Raw genomic sequence first — 15,426 nt, 5'->3', positions numbered from 1 at the left:
ACAAATACAAAGGCTTACCTAAAATCAATGGTGGCCGATACCGTGTAAATAAAGTACAATCCACCGCTTTGAACAGTACACGTACTTTTAAATATCGAAAACAGATATTATTATGGAGAAAAATAGATGTATTTAGGTTTTAAAGAGAGAATTAACATTAGTGTTGCCATATTGGTAACGATCTCTATGGTAACACTGGGTATTCTTAATATTAATACCTTAAAACAGGAAATGGTCGGCAATCTTACTAACGTCACGACAAACAAAGTGGAACACCACGCCTCTCAGATTACAAGCTGGATAACCTCCCAAATTGCCGTTATAAATAACAGTGGCCCTCACTTTTCTCAGCAGTTAAGCACGAATGAAAACTTAAGCTTAGTACGCGTTATCGCCGAATCCAGCAACATGTCAAATGTTGCAGTTGCTTACGAAAATGGCACTACGTTTGTAGCTAAGGGTGGTGATGACGGCGTTTTACCTGTTTCGGACACATTCAAACAGCGAGCCTGGTATAAGCTAGCCCAAAGTACGAGGAAAACCTCTATTACCGATGTTTATATTGATTCAATCACAAAAAAACAAGTAATCAGTATAGCAACCCCAATATATGACAATGGTAGGTTCTCTGGAGTCTTACTGGGCGATTTACAATTAGATCGCGTTATCAGACAAATACAGGAGATCCGCTTCGCCGGCGGTGCAGCTACATTAGTAGATAATAAAAATATGTTTATTGCCAGTGATGATCCCAACGATTTAGGTAAAACCCCTTCACAGATCAACCCTGTATTTACCCCGCTAGAACGAGCATTTGATGCACAAGATCAAGGGGTGATTAGTTTCTTCTATCTCGATACCAATTTTGACGGATATTTTAAACGTATTAACTTAACCGACAATGTGCATTGGACCCTGATGGTCTTTATCGATAATGCGACTGTTATGTCAAAAATTAATACCGTAATAAAAGAATCAATTTTCACCGGCATAGCACTCATTTTATTAAGTATTTTTGCCATTGTAATTATTGTAAAACGTATCTACACACCTGTCCTGCATCTGAAAACAGCAGTACTTGATCTGGCCAGTGGTAGTGGCGATCTGACACGCAGATTGGAAGTCCACGGCCAAGATGATCTGGCCGATATTAGCCAGGGGTTTAATGATTTTGTTAGCAATCTGCAAAACATGATGTTGCAGGTTGTAGCATCCACAGAGGATATCTCGGCCAATGTGGACCAGTTAAGTGCTTCAGCACAACAAAATGAGACAGTGTTATTGTCTCACTCTAGTGAAACAGAACAGATTGTGACCGCTATCCATGAGATGAGTGCAACAGCAACCTCAGTTGCAGAAAGTATTCAACAATCTGCAGAAATCGCCGAATTGACCAAACAAGAAGCAACGCACTCTCAAATTGTGGTGAACAATGCAGTGAACAGTGTGGCATCTTTGGTTGACAAGGTTGATGACATGGCACAGCGCATTCAAGCGACAAACGACGACGCACATCAGATTGGTTCTGTACTTTCAGTCATTGGTGGCATTGCCGATCAAACCAACCTACTTGCTTTAAATGCAGCCATTGAAGCCGCCCGTGCCGGTGAGCAAGGGCGAGGATTTGCCGTAGTTGCGGATGAAGTCCGGGCGCTTGCCGCTAGAACACAAGAAAGTACCGCAGAAATTAACGACATGCTGACTAAATTGTTGAGTGGTACCACAACTGTCGTTGAAGCGATGGAGACCACAAAATTAAGTTGTCAAGCTACGGCAAAAACCACTGCGGAAGTGTCAGGCAGTTTAGATAACATGAGTGCTTCAGTCATTCAGATCGATGATCTCGGTTCCCAAATTGCTACGGCAGCGGAAGAACAAAGCTCTGTTGCTGAAGAGGTCAACCGTAACATGTTGGCTATTCAGGCGATTGTCGCAGAGTTGGTTCAAAGTGGCCGTAATAACGTAGAGGCAACAGACTCCCTTGCCCAATCCAATCAGAAATTATTCCAACTGGTTAGTCAGTTCAAATTACAGTCCGCTCATCGTTAATACGCTGAACGTTATATAGACAGGCAACTTGCCTTGTAAAGGATTTATTATGAGAAAAACGTATTTAAGTTTATTAAATGAAGATGTGGTTAATCAAGTATCACCCCACTTCCAGCAGCTTTATCAGGAAGTATTTGCCGATTATTTTTCCCGCGATCCAGCACGCTGGCCGGTTTTTGCAGAGCCCGGGTTTGCATCAATGATCGAATTCCGAACTCTGCAGTTATCACAGGATCAACGTTTATCCGCCTATCCAAACGGACCAGAACTGCAGCAAGAATTACTTGAAAATTCAACAATGCCAACAGGTCGTAAAAAACCAAATGGCAAGAGTGACGACATGCTAGCATTTGCTGCAGCACTCTCTAAAAACTGGGAAAACCCGTCATCGGTAGAAAACGTTGTCACTATGCCCTGTGATCCGGCTATCTACGGGTCTATGATGGGCACGTTAGCTAACCCTAACCTAGTTTACAGCGAGTATTCTGGAATGGCCGATCAGCTGGAAAAAAATGTAGTACGCCAAATTGCCAGCCTAGTAGATTACGATGTAACTCAGGCAACTGGCCTATTCACCCAGGGCGGTACTTTCTGTAATCTATACGGTTACCTGCTTGGCTTGCGAAAGTCACTGCCAAATGCCAAGTTTACCGGTATGGGCATGATTGAGGATTACCGCATTTTAAATTCTCAAGGCGGACATTATTCCAATATGACCAATCTGTCTCTACTTGGTGTTGATATTCGCAATAAAACACTCCGTATCAAGGTGACAGATAGCCACGATATCGATTTAGATGATATGGAACAGCAGCTTCGCGCCTGTTTTACGGTTAACTGCCGAGTGCCTACAATTATGCTGACAATGGGCACAACCGATACTTTTGCGGTAGATCAGGTCAAGCTAGTGTATGATCTTCGCAATCGATTATGTGAAGAATATGAATTAAGCGTTAAACCGCATATTCATGTTGATGCGGCTGTCGGCTGGTCAATGATATTTTTTAATAGCTACGATTTTGCCAATAACCCACTAGAGATTAATCAGGCAACATTAGTCGGTATTGAACGGACAATGGAACGCGTGAAAGAACTGAAATATGCCGATTCCTTTACGGTCGATTTCCAAAAATGGGGCTACGTTCCTTACACTTCTAGCCTGATCATGATCAAAAACAAAGACGACATGAAAGCGCTGGAAAATGATCCAGAAAATTTCTCCTATTTTGAGCATGACCTGCAAGGGCAAACTCACCTTCAGTCTACAATTGAATGTTCTCGTGGCGCGGCGGGTCTATTTGGTGCCTATTCAGCATTGAAGTATATGGGCTTAGAGGGTTATCAGATAATACTGTCGCACTGTTTACAGAACGCCAATTACTTCCGTAGTGAATTGCTAAAACTAGGCTGTGTACGCTTGATCACCCCAGAAAACCAAGGACCAAGCGTAGGATTCAGACTGTATAATCCAGCATTAGTTACTGACGTAGATGCCGAATTTGAAATGGAGCAACAGTGCATGACTAATCCTGATTATGCAGAGCGTTTACTCAGAAATAATACCTGGCATCGCGAGATATTTAATCAGTGTGGCAAGGTTGGCTTGTACACTAACTGGGTTGAGTTCATTTCTCGTTCCGCCTATAACAAGTATGGTAAGTACTCGTATATTCCAGGAGAGAAAGCTGTATTCATGAATCCGGCAACGGGTCGAAAACAGATCGATGCGTTCATCGCTAACATCCGTCGTGTAATCGGCTGTTAGAATGTTATTCTGTTAACTTAATGCCCTTGGCTGCTTCAGCCAAGGGCATTTTTTCTGATGATGAAGAAGCGTTCTGTTCATGTCATGTTCCCAGTCAGGGTAGCACCGCAATATAATGCCCACAGTCCTCGAATTAACAAAACTGTCTTACAGACTATGCTTAAAACAACCACTCACAACATTATACATAATAATTTGAAAGCAGCCGTTACAACAACGTTCGACGACATCTTCACTCTGCTGCAGCAGCATTATGGGCACCTGCCCTGGTGGCCCGCCGGCACTGAATATGAAATGATGGTGGGCGCGATATTGACCCAGAATACCAACTGGAAAAACGTGGAAAAAGCACTAGCGAATTTAGCCGGGAAGTTAACACCACAGCAGATACTGGCGACGCCTGTTGATACACTGGCACAACTTATCCGTTCCAGTGGTTATTACAACCAAAAAGCCACGAAGCATCACCACCTATCAGCAATACCATGCTTTGCTGGTTGAGCATGCAACTGATTTGCGCTTATCCTTCGATGAACTTCAGAGCCCCCAAAATCTTTGAGTCCACGCTGCGTAATACGCTAACAAGCTTAACTGCAACGGGTGCGCAAATGGGTTTCGGTTCTGATTGGCGATATAACCCCTAAGCAATAACGACATTAAACGCAGACGGGCTTGCACTTTCTTTTTGAACTCTCACTTCAGATACATTTACAGCATTAAATATAACCGTAATACCCTCCCTGATATCACGCACGCTACTTTGTAATTCTTGGGCATTGAAATAATAGTCTCCACCCTTCGTTTTTATAAAGCCAAACCTTTTCTTAGGATCCCATTTACGTACTTTACCGCTGAATGTAGGCAAGTCCCCAGCCGTACTTTTAGATTTTAATGAAATAAAACAGCGGTCACTGGTTTCTTGCACAATATCAAAGAGCGAATTTTTACTTTTAATCAATTTCTTTAAGCTCTGAAAGCCCTCAGTTCGCGGATCAAAAGAAGAATCAATTTGCTTAATCATACTGCCCATATCACCAAGATAAACAGGATCATCTCGTTCTACACAGCGATCATAGGCATTCAATAATATCGTCTCTAAATCATCATGATTATTTTGAGTGACTTCGAATAAGTTATTGATGAATACAAAGTTGTGACATGCTTTTCTAAAGCGCTCAGGGGTATTTTTCTTACCGATGGCCATGACGTGTATGCCATATTCTCTAATACGCTGTGCGACACTATAAAATCCACCATCACTCGACACGATACAAACAGCATTAACACGTGAGTTATTATTAGTGATTTCAATCGCATCCATCATCAATGCATGATCAGCTGCATCCTTACCATAGTGAAACTGCTGCTTAGGGCTTGATGCCGTTTCGTGTAAAATGTCTTTCCATGCTTTTTGATGTGGGTCTGTCCAATCTGCGTATACCCATTTAATCGCGACAGTGCCGTGTTTTTCAACTTCCTCTAACATCGCTAAGTAATCGTTGTGTGAAGCGTTTTCAGCATCAACCAATACCGCAAACGTTAATTCTGTTTTCATTTTGACAGTCCTTGTTCAAATTATTGCAGTTCATTGCATATTGTTTTGACTATGTCAGCAATCGTCGCGTTAGCATCAACACGAAGCCAACGTCCAGTAATACTTGCATTGCTATACTGTGCATATAGATTGTTTAGTTCAGTATCTACGGTTTCAGTCAGAGTAAGGTTATCTTCCACAGTATTTACTGTACGGCCAGCTAAACGTTTCTTCCGTTGATCTAGGGGTAATTCAAGATATAACGTAATATCAGGTGCCAATAAAGTTTTTTCTACATCCAATAGTTCGAAATGACTGTTATCACTTTTCCAGTGATGGTAAACCTGCGTTGAGAGCCAATAACGGTCAACAATAACATTCTTCCCTTTACTAATGAGATCACGTACTTGCTCGGATATGCTAACGACAGTCGACATATAAAATAGCTGTCTTGCCTGATGGTTGTCCTGGTAAATAACCTCTAACTGATCACGTATGCCTTTAAACTTATCCCCAGGTGTTGTTAACACAACTGCATTAATCGCTGTAGCTAATGCTTTGGTGATGGTTGATTTACCCACGCCATCTAGGCCTTCTATTACGATAAACATTATGCAGCGTCCTCTGATATAGCTAAATTTTGGGCATATTGATGCATCAGTTGCCATTCACCACGGGTGAAACTGTCGCAAGCTATTACATGTGGAATACCACTGTCATCAATAAAATCTTCGGTTATATTAAACTTGTTCTTATCTTCAAATAACTGAGTACCTTCGAGTAACATCAACGGAAAGGCTTTAATAATAGCGACATTTCTTTGCTGTAAATATTCAATGCTGTATTGAAAACTGTCGACCGTCTGCCCCGGTAATCCGTAGATCAGGCTGACTTCAAAAGGCTGCTGCCATTGCTGTATTAAGGCAATGCTCTTATCTACTTTATTCATGTTATTTGCTCTTTCAATAATTCTGGATTCACTTATCACAGCAGTCTGTAGGCCAAACTCCAGGTGTACATTTAGCTGAGCACAAAGCTGAAGAAATTCTTCATTGATCCGCTCGAAACGCACCTGCAATGACAACAACGCGGTTAGACCGATTTTAATCGCGTATTTAAGGATCTCTTCATGGTTTGGCTCATTATTGAAAATCGGATCAAGCACATTAATTTTCTTAACGTATTTTCGTTTAAACAGGTCTAGTTCTTGCTTTATTTTATCCATACCAAGTAAATGTACCTTCTTATTTTTAAGGTCTCGATGGGCACAAAAATTACACTTAAAGACACATCCACGACGGGTTTCCCAGTGGATCATATCTTGTCCTTGCTCTAGCATTAAGCTGCCATCTAAATAAGGGGATGCCAATTTTTCAAAGTTAACGGGGACATCAACAATTCGACTCGAAATCGAATGTTCATCTAGAATAGCTTCCGGTAATGATGCTTCAGCATAGCCGGGAATATAGAAGTCACCGTTAGGATAAAGCTCACGACAACTTTTACTGTTAATTTGGTAACCACCAAGTATCACCTTGCCTTTAAACCCATACTCTTTACATAATTTAATGATGGGTTCAATAAGTGATGAACTCCAAACATAACAAGCCAATGCCAGACGGTCTAAGTGAGCAAGAGGTATAGTTTTACGGATCTCATCGACAATCTTTGCTACTGATAATCGTTCTTTAGCAACCGTCGACATGGGGATGGCTAAATGCTCAATCGTAAACTGTTGCCCATACAGTTCGTGACTACGGCAAGCAGATAATAAGCTGCCGGCCGCAAATCCGGTTCCGCTTTTACCTCGTTGGGTGAAGTCGAAGGTCACTAATAAAGCGTGTTTAATTTTGTTCATATTCTGAATTCCGTTTAAGAGATTCAGCTAAAATCTATACTTTGGACAAGTTTGATAATGGCTATTTAGCTGTTTCATCATGATTGATATCTAAGTTCTGATTGTATTTTTGAAATGATTACGAATAATTATTCAAAAATACATCTCATATCCTTGCCTATTCAGAAGACGTAACTCTTTACCCTGTGAATCAGTCTTAAGTAACAAACGATGGTTTCGGCCGACTCGAAAACGGATTAACGATTGATTGCATTTAATTTTTTTCCCACCAAGCAATGAAAATGGAACTCCAGCAGCGAGGGAAGTTGCAAGTGTTTTTACTTTTTGTTGGTAAATATGAGGAAGGTTTATCCACACCTTACGATTAAAATCGCAACGTATGGATGGGTGATAATGGTCAGTTTGGGTTGATATACATTCAAAAGTATAATTAATATTATCTGTCATTTAGGAGTCCCTTTTTGTTATTGATACTCCTATACACATTTGAATTAGATTTTTTTCGCTTTTTATTTTAAATTAGGTAAAAAAACTAAACCTCCAACAGAATTTGCTTGTTCAATAGCAGTTGAATAGCTGCTGTCATTATTTACTTCGCCATCGATAAAAGTAAGTATAACAGGCCCCTCACTTTGCTTTAGTTCCCATGAATCTTCAGATGTTATCCAGCCAATTTTGTCATCATACTCATAGTAAATATTGATGGTTCTTTCGCACTTAAATTTAATATGCCTTGGTGACTCAATTTCAACAATACGTTGTGAACCCCACGGTATTTCATTTAATATGAATTCATCCAGCCCATTGTTCGATTCACCACTCATAGTGGCCTGTAATGCATTGCGATATGAGAAAAGATCAAAACAAGATAGCTTAGGTGGTTTAACATCAGACTTTGTAATTGATTTCATCATTCGGTAGCTTTTAGCTAGCTTTGGCCAGGTCGCTGCAAATTTACAAAAATGGTTAATTTGCTCCCGTCGCTCAACAGCTGCTTGCCATAGTTCCTCGCGCTTAGAATCATGAAGGAGTGCTTCCCAAGCACTATTATCAACGTCTTGCCCGAGAATCATTGCATCAAGAGTCATTTTGTTCAGGCTCATATAAATTCCTCCGCACATGCCGTTTTAACTTGCTTTAAACCTTTTAACTTTTCCCCGTATTCTCGTTTATGCAGTGGTTCAAATTCATATAAATCTACGAGTGATTTCCTCGCCATTGTACGAATCAAACAAGCTTGCAACGTATCACTATCGCTATGAATTGCTTCAAATCTATCAATGATTTGGCGAATAACCTTTCTTACATGCATCTTTTTAATATGGTCTTCGGTTTGTATTGACGTGTATTGAGGTATATTATTTCCTCGGACAAAATATTTAGCTTCGTAGGCATCTATATAACCATTATCAAATAATTTTGGTCTTATATTTAAAAATAAATAAAGATACCTAAAACATGCATCAGCTTTATAACGTGTCTTTTTTCCATCAGAGCCCATGTTTTCTATCTCTTTATGGTCAAGATAAAACTGTTCTAATGTACCGATTTCATCAAGCAACTTTTTATTAGCCATCAGCCAGTAGCCCACCAAATCAGGGGCTACACACAAGCTCAATTGACTAAGTCCTTTGGCTAAGTTTTCAATATGATTATCTGGTTGATTTGTCGTGATTTCTGTCTCATTTATTTGACTCAGATCATTACAGGTCATTTTATTGGAGCCTAATCTCCCGCCTGTTTTATACTCAAGCCAGTAGTCTAATTGAGTGAATAAGCTGAGATTTTTTGCATGTGCTTTTTCTAAATCAAATGAGTCAGCTAAAAACAGGTTTATTATTTTATCTGTCGCGGAGTCATGACTACCAAAAACCTTAATGAACTGATCATTTTTAGAGAAACTCTCTTCAAGGCGATCCATTGCTTCTAAAAGGACAAGCTCTATTTGCCGTCTATACTGCTCGACATACTTTTGGCGACCGTCTTTGGATATATCTATAATAGGTAATTGATCATCAAACATTACATAAACCCTGAAGTCAGTTTCAATCGTTTTATCATTTGTTGCAGTTCAATCTTATCATCATGTTCCAATGCCATTTTATCCTTAGAAATATAAACGCCCTTATTCTCAGGTAAGCCACAAAATCGTAATCCAGCCCATGCAGATGGATGCTTAAAGCTCTGCTCAATATCTTTCAGTTCATTATGAACTGTGAATTGCTTAGACAAAACCGGCCCCATAAGTGCGTCTATCGCACTATGCGCAGCATTATTGTGTCCAAGGCGTTTAAGATACGATGTCAGACCGATCTCTTTAATTAATTTAAGCTCTACATTCGCACCTACATTTATCCACCAACGCTGCGCTTGTATTAATGCTTTAGATGCTTTAACACCTTGTCTGACAAGTAAATCGTAATAACACTTAATATGTGCAGTTACTAATTCCGGAACAGCCCAAAGAGTTCCGATAGCAGTCTCAGCACCAAATTCCAACATTTTCATATCCATACCAAATGCTTCATTTACTGGACTACTTAAGTATTTTAAAGGAATATTACTTCCACTCTGACAAGCCCAGAATTCAACACGCTCAGAGCCTCTAATCTCATTATGTAATTCAAAGGGAGATACTGACAAGTTCTTGAGTAAAAGCATTGGCAGTTCAGGGGGGTTATGTTCACAGTGTCCGTAATAAGAAATCACTTTAGATTTACGAATAACGCTTGTTATCTGTGACCTTTCCAAAATTTCATCTTGATTACTTACATTCAGATGGGACAGTTCAGTAAACTGTGTATTCCCTCCAATGAGATTATGATTTTCCTGTTTATTTTCAAAAAAAATAACTTGATTATATAAAACCATTAATGATGGAAGCCATACTACCTCCTCAACTAAATTTAATAGTAACTCATCTTGCTTCCCTGTTGCAGCCCAAGGAATGTGTGATGCGTGAAATGAAGGTAATAATCCAACCCTTTTACATTGCAATGGTAATATTGACTTCCAATCAATAAAATCAAGAGCCCACTTTCTTAAATCACCAAGTTCATGAGAATAAGAAAAATCGCCGATTATTGAGATTATTTCACTTGGAACATCAACAGTATACCCATGGGTTATTATTTCATGCCCTTTTTTAGAAGAGACAATAATTAGCATATTTGAGTAATTATTCTCAATATCAATCTTAATTAATGTTAAATCCGGATACTGTTCAAACACTCTTTTGAAATCATCTTTTCTTATTGCATTTAATTTTTTACGGTCCCTATCCCAATCAGGGTCTAAATAACAAAGTGAAGGTTCAATCTTATTGATGTCATCCAGAAATTCAATGGCCTTGTTTTTCAAGAACACAATAGGTTTATCACTTTTAACCGCCTCACCAATGGTATTGAGATATCTTTCATTATCAATTCCCACAATATTTGTTTGGTGTTCTGAAGCTTTATGAATACACTTTACTTTATTATAAAGCTCAGTTAAATAACCTCTGACTTCACATGCAGGTATTTGTTCACACATCAGTGCATTTTCATTTAATCCATAATACCAAGCACCCAGTTGTTGCTGGACTTTCAGCAATGCAAATGCAAACTTGTTGCTAGGAACATACCATCGAGTACCTAAACCTTCAGTAAAGCGCATAGCGCTCATATGCTCTAATACTGTAAATGCCTCAAGCGGTTGATCATCCGCAATGAATAATCTTGCTAACCCAGAGCCAGCTTGCTGTATAAGACAAGTAATTCTGTCACATGATTGATCAGTCTCCGCCGAATATCTTTTTTCCATTAAATTTTTAATTTTAATCCGTATTATTTTTCTATTTTCATTGGTATTATTTTGTTGCGCATTTCTATATAAAACTTCTATTTCTGATGCTGGATTAGCTATATCAACCAAAGGATTTATACCCATCATCATTAAAGGCTCCAGGCCATTTTTAGATCCAAACTCTAGTATTTCACTACAAATATTTTGATAATCATGACTGTCAGAACCGAAATAGTTCAATCGTGAAAATACCACACCCAATATTTGCTCTATTTCCGGCCGGGAGTTCCGTTGATATTCCGGGTTCAAGTTATATGAGTGCTTATATGATTTGAAAGACAACGCGGCTGCTTCGCATGACTCTTCCTTCCGGTTAACGTCTAAAAGTACAGTTGATAAATTTAAATAAATTATGGCTAAATTTGAACACTCAATTTCAATCGGAACCGCACCCTTTATAAGTTTGATAGCCTTTTTATTTAATTCTTCCGCTTTTTGATAACAATATTCGGGAGAATCAGGCCAAAGAGGCTCTGTTGCCGCCCTTCGCCAGGCAACTGCATGCTGAGTTAATGTTGAGGCATATTTATCCGGAAACTGTTTACGTTCATTACTTGCCTGCGCTTGCTTGAAATAATGTATCGATTTATGTAAATTTTCGGCATGCCCACCCGGCAGATGGGCAAAATGCGAATAATAAAATATTCCCAAATTATGCATCACTACAGAACGAACATACTTATTTTTTAGGGTCAGTTCCAATGCTTTAAAAAAACAATTTAGTGCTTTCTTTAGTTGCTTAGGATCATCACAATCATTATGCAGCTCTATTGCTTTGTTATTGTATTTATCAAATTTATGGCTAAGTTTATGATTGAATACTGTATGTTGTAAAAGCATATATAATTCAAAATCATGATTTGTTTGATTCATGGAATAACCCTTTCCGTTTACATTATTAGCTTAACTAATTACATAGGTTCTAATGTGTTTATTAAAAAACATCCAATACTCCGCCTTTATTAAATTAAATCAACCTATTAGCAATGAACTAACTCGATTTTAATCACAATTATGATTAAACAGTAACTAAATTGAACTAACTATCATTAAACTGTGACGTACTTTTTAACTATGGGATATTTTAAAATGAACTTCATTCAATACCGAGAGCTAATTAAGTCTGTTAAACAGGGTAAAACACTACCCACTGCAATTTACCTACACGCCTCAGCAATAGTGAAGTGCTACCTGACATACTGCTGCAATTTATCCATCAGGTAATATCAAGGCTCAAGCTCACGGTCGATTGGAACCTACTTAAACTTTATAAACGTGATTTCAAAGTTACCCTGCTCCACTATCCTGATTTTGATGATTACGCTTATCCCTAACTCACTTGACTGAATTAACCTATCGCAGCAACAGCTATAGTTAGAATGAATAACGTGAAATTTAACTTAAGGAGAGTAGATAAACACTTTAAATTCAACATTTTCGACTAAGACATTGTAATTCCATTTTTTTGAGACTCCTCACTACCTTGTTTTTGATTAAAGGTTAATATCTATAATCAATACAAATAGATAGATAAGGTCACACCTTGACCACCTAATTTGAAATTAAAGGGTTCTAGTGATAATTAAAGATAAAGTACTTAAAAAAACAACATCTGTAACGGCCAAAGCAGGTCAAAAACATGAACAGGATGTAGCCTTCTATCTACGCCGTGCTTTTAAAGAACACGAACAGGTATTTGTCTTTAACGATCTCAAATTTACTCACAACGATGAAGTAGCTCAGATAGACCACCTCATTTTATACCCCTTTGGTTTTATCTTGATTGAATCAAAAAGCATCACTGGTGAAGTGAAAATAAATCAACAGGAAGAATGGTCTCGTAGTTATAACGATAAATGGCAAGGAATGTCGTCACCAATAAAACAAGTTGAATTACAACAAAAGCTACTGAGATGTTTATTGTTTGAACATCGCACAGATATTCTTAAACCCATTTTATTTAAGCAACAAGGTTTCGCTATGCGTTGCTGGAACAATATGTGCGCAGTTTCAAGTAATGCTATTATCGAACGCGATAAGATGCCTAAAAATATTTCACAGCAATTGGTCAAAGCAGAGTTTCTGAGCGATAAATTACAAAATTTGATGAAACTAAGAAATAAATTAATCAATTCATTAAACATTTTTGATACTCGTCCCGAGTTTAGCGTTGAAGAAATGAAGGCTATTGCAGATTTTTTACTTACTCAAGACTGCTCAGCTCCAACTGAAAAACGGTTACCAGTACCTGATAATCCTGATACAGCTATACCAGCAGTCGAGGTTAAACAACAAATAGCACCCGTGGATACGAATGCACAATACAAGAAAATTCAGCCACTACCGCTTAAATGTTTGAAGTGCACCGATACTCATCAGTTAGAAATGCGTAGCGGTAAGTATGGTTATTACATTAAATGTGGTGCTTGTGGCGGTAATACGCCCATGAAGCAAGCATGCCCGTCTTGCAAGAGTAAAAATACCAAAGTAAGTAAAAAACTCCAGTTATACACCTTGAATTGCCAAGACTGTCAGGTACAAATCCCCCTAACAATAATGGCCACCGTGGTTCAGGCTTAAACATAGAGGCTATACACACCTGTAGCCTTTAACGTTACTACCCCCACTCCCTCAATTGCTGCATTTCTTTTAATCGCCCACGCTGTAGCTCCAACGCTTCAAAAAGATCATCAATAGACGTGTTGTTGGTAGTCAGTCCCGGCAGAGCAATATTAGCTTCGGCAAAGAAGCGAGTCGACTGCGTATTATCATCTGTCCAGGCTTGTTGCCACCAGTCTGTAATACGTAATTTAGCGTCTTTCAACTTTTTGGCTGTGGGGAGACTATCACTCTTCTGACCATTTACTTTGCTATCACTCGGCAGTAGATTCCACAGATCGTTATTCGGCCAGCGTGCAAATGGCATACAGTGATCTATTGCGAACTCTTGTTTTAAAATCTTACCGGACCAGACACATTGCTGACTTTGTATCTGCTGTAACTGCTCGAAACGTTTACGACTCTCAATAGTCGAACGTTTGGCTTCTAACCAATCCAGTGAATTAATGATGGCTAACTGCTGTTCAGGACTTTGATTACCCTGATAGCTCTTCATCGTTTTCATCCATTCACTAACAAGCACAGGTTCAATCCAACAAGCAAAACGATTAAACGCTTGCCATACTGTTTCTGGCAACGAAAATTCACCCCATTGCGATAATGACTCCATATCTAAAAATAAGCTGTCTGTTGCACGTACAGGTTTGCTTTCCACTTCAAATACAGTTTTATCACTGTTAGGCAAGGTTATATATTTGCAGGGCATATTTTTGATATTACTTACAGCCGCCGTTAATGTACGGTGCAATGCTTTAGCATCATCGCCAATAAATAGATGGCCAATACGGTAGTCGGTTGCAGAACGATGGGTTAACTTATGCCAACCATCGTCTTTCATAAAACCCATATTCGGTTTTTTATTTGGGGTTTGGTATAAACCATGATCGTCGATAAGCACTTTGTATTGATGACACCAATATAAAGCCACCAGCCCAACCGGCAATATGACTCGGTTTCCCTGCGGAGTATGTTCTCGGCGAATAACCGCACCAAGATGACCATCGGCAATACGTAACAATACGCGCATTAATGCCAGTTTGTGCGTTGCAGCCTTACCGTCATGTAAAGCAACATGACGAATGAAAGGAAATGCCCCCGAGCCATCATCAGGAAGCTGTAATACCACGGTTTGCCAATGAACAGTATCACGGCCAAGTTTGTCGCTATCATGCTCTGTTTTAAGCACGACAGATAAACCGACTGACTTCGCTAATAATTCTAGCTCTTCGGTACTGACATCATGCATTTTACGTTCGTCACCACTTGGGCCATGACGAAGAGATATAACTAATTTAGCACCAGGCTTGAGTAGATTGGCTAGTTTTCGAATTGCACGCGGTCGCTCGCTTTTTGGGATATGCATCCACACAGCACTAAGCAGGATAAGATCAAAACTGATTTCTTGACGACAGACAACATCCAGTGCAGGTAATGAATCTTCCACCCATTTTACATTCAACCCCAGTGTTTGTTGCTGGCCTATTTCGGCCAATAATTTAGCCGGCTCGACAGCAACAATACTAATGTCGTTTACTTGTCCTTGCTCAGCAAAATATCGACTATCACGCCCTGCCCCAGCACCTAAATCAAGAATACGCGCGTTGGGTTTGTTTAAAATTGACGGTAAGAATTCAGACCATGCGGCATGCACTTCTTCGAAGGTTTTTGATAGGTATTGCTCGGCAAGTTGTTGAGCATGATCGTCATAAAAGTTGGTGTGCATAGCTAATCTTAACCTCAGATTTGAATGCGTGG

General features: G+C 39.3%; 12 protein-coding genes. 4 read left to right on the top strand and 8 right to left on the bottom strand.

Annotated features, from left to right (window positions below; all coding sequences use genetic code 11):
• Window positions 1–126: 126 nt before the first annotated feature.
• Genes HRT96_RS08705 through HRT96_RS08695 form a run of 3 tightly spaced genes read left to right on the top strand, consistent with a single transcriptional unit; the run spans window position 127 to window position 4,315 of the window.
• Complete coding sequence (locus tag HRT96_RS08705; protein ID WP_293155028.1) at window positions 127–2,049, top strand: methyl-accepting chemotaxis protein; 1,923 nt, start codon at window positions 127–129, stop codon at window positions 2,047–2,049.
• A 49-nt stretch (window positions 2,050–2,098) separates the two neighbouring features.
• On the top strand, window positions 2,099–3,814 hold the full coding sequence (locus HRT96_RS08700; RefSeq protein WP_293155025.1) for a pyridoxal-dependent decarboxylase: 1,716 nt from the start codon (window positions 2,099–2,101) through the stop codon (window positions 3,812–3,814).
• 57 nt (window positions 3,815–3,871) lie between these two features.
• Complete coding sequence (locus tag HRT96_RS08695; protein ID WP_293155022.1) at window positions 3,872–4,315, top strand: hypothetical protein; 444 nt, start codon at window positions 3,872–3,874, stop codon at window positions 4,313–4,315.
• 139 nt (window positions 4,316–4,454) lie between these two features.
• Here HRT96_RS08695 and HRT96_RS08690 read toward each other — a convergent pair whose 3' ends face one another.
• The 7 genes from HRT96_RS08690 to HRT96_RS08660 all read right to left on the bottom strand — a co-directional run bounded on the left by HRT96_RS08690 (window position 4,455) and on the right by HRT96_RS08660 (window position 11,925).
• On the bottom strand, window positions 4,455–5,369 hold the full coding sequence (locus HRT96_RS08690; protein WP_293155019.1) for an NYN domain-containing protein: 915 nt from the start codon (window positions 5,367–5,369) through the stop codon (window positions 4,455–4,457).
• 20 nt (window positions 5,370–5,389) lie between these two features.
• Entirely contained in the window at window positions 5,390–5,959 is a 570-nt protein-coding gene (locus tag HRT96_RS08685) for a deoxynucleoside kinase (RefSeq protein ID WP_293155016.1), read from the bottom strand.
• Entirely contained in the window at window positions 5,959–7,206 is a 1,248-nt protein-coding gene (locus HRT96_RS08680) for a radical SAM protein (protein ID WP_293155013.1), read from the bottom strand. Before HRT96_RS08680 ends, HRT96_RS08685 begins: the two co-directional genes overlap by 1 nt.
• A gap of 132 nt (window positions 7,207–7,338) precedes the next feature.
• Window positions 7,339–7,653 (bottom strand): hypothetical protein, encoded by a 315-nt coding sequence (locus tag HRT96_RS08675; protein WP_293155010.1) that lies wholly within the window; start codon window positions 7,651–7,653, stop codon window positions 7,339–7,341.
• 62 nt (window positions 7,654–7,715) lie between these two features.
• Entirely contained in the window at window positions 7,716–8,309 is a 594-nt protein-coding gene (locus tag HRT96_RS08670; RefSeq protein ID WP_293155007.1) for a hypothetical protein, read from the bottom strand.
• Window positions 8,306–9,229 (bottom strand): hypothetical protein, encoded by a 924-nt coding sequence (locus tag HRT96_RS08665; protein WP_293155004.1) that lies wholly within the window; start codon window positions 9,227–9,229, stop codon window positions 8,306–8,308. The genes HRT96_RS08670 and HRT96_RS08665 overlap by 4 nt, the downstream gene beginning before the upstream one ends.
• Window positions 9,229–11,925, bottom strand: coding sequence for a CHAT domain-containing protein (locus HRT96_RS08660; RefSeq protein WP_293155001.1), 2,697 nt, complete (start codon window positions 11,923–11,925; stop codon window positions 9,229–9,231). Before HRT96_RS08660 ends, HRT96_RS08665 begins: the two co-directional genes overlap by 1 nt.
• Before the next feature lie 702 nt (window positions 11,926–12,627).
• Between HRT96_RS08660 and HRT96_RS08655 the strand changes: the two genes are divergently transcribed.
• Complete coding sequence (locus HRT96_RS08655) at window positions 12,628–13,632, top strand: nuclease-related domain-containing protein (RefSeq protein ID WP_293154998.1); 1,005 nt, start codon at window positions 12,628–12,630, stop codon at window positions 13,630–13,632.
• Window positions 13,633–13,669: 37 nt separating this feature from the next.
• Here HRT96_RS08655 and HRT96_RS08650 read toward each other — a convergent pair whose 3' ends face one another.
• Window positions 13,670–15,394: a class I SAM-dependent methyltransferase gene (locus tag HRT96_RS08650; RefSeq protein ID WP_293154995.1), complete on the bottom strand. Its 1,725-nt coding sequence runs from the start codon at window positions 15,392–15,394 to the stop codon at window positions 13,670–13,672.
• Window positions 15,395–15,426: the final 32 nt, after the last annotated feature.

This window comes from Moritella sp. (genome assembly GCF_013215705.1).
Lineage (GTDB): Bacteria > Pseudomonadota > Gammaproteobacteria > Enterobacterales > Moritellaceae > Moritella.
Note: the sequence above shows the minus strand (reverse complement) of the source record. Positions and strands in the feature narration are given on the sequence as shown.

Coding starts and splice junctions, on each gene's coding strand:
- HRT96_RS08675 (WP_293155010.1), bottom strand. CDS start 7,653: ATGACAGATAATATTAATTATACTTTTGAATGTATATCAACCCAAACT.
- HRT96_RS08680 (WP_293155013.1), bottom strand. CDS start 7,206: ATGAACAAAATTAAACACGCTTTATTAGTGACCTTCGACTTCACCCAA.
- HRT96_RS08700 (WP_293155025.1), top strand. CDS start 2,099: ATGAGAAAAACGTATTTAAGTTTATTAAATGAAGATGTGGTTAATCAA.
- HRT96_RS08705 (WP_293155028.1), top strand. CDS start 127: ATGTATTTAGGTTTTAAAGAGAGAATTAACATTAGTGTTGCCATATTG.
- HRT96_RS08665 (WP_293155004.1), bottom strand. CDS start 9,229: ATGTTTGATGATCAATTACCTATTATAGATATATCCAAAGACGGTCGC.
- HRT96_RS08685 (WP_293155016.1), bottom strand. CDS start 5,959: ATGTTTATCGTAATAGAAGGCCTAGATGGCGTGGGTAAATCAACCATC.
- HRT96_RS08650 (WP_293154995.1), bottom strand. CDS start 15,394: ATGCACACCAACTTTTATGACGATCATGCTCAACAACTTGCCGAGCAA.
- HRT96_RS08660 (WP_293155001.1), bottom strand. CDS start 11,925: ATGAATCAAACAAATCATGATTTTGAATTATATATGCTTTTACAACAT.
- HRT96_RS08690 (WP_293155019.1), bottom strand. CDS start 5,369: ATGAAAACAGAATTAACGTTTGCGGTATTGGTTGATGCTGAAAACGCT.
- HRT96_RS08670 (WP_293155007.1), bottom strand. CDS start 8,309: ATGAGCCTGAACAAAATGACTCTTGATGCAATGATTCTCGGGCAAGAC.
- HRT96_RS08695 (WP_293155022.1), top strand. CDS start 3,872: ATGATGAAGAAGCGTTCTGTTCATGTCATGTTCCCAGTCAGGGTAGCA.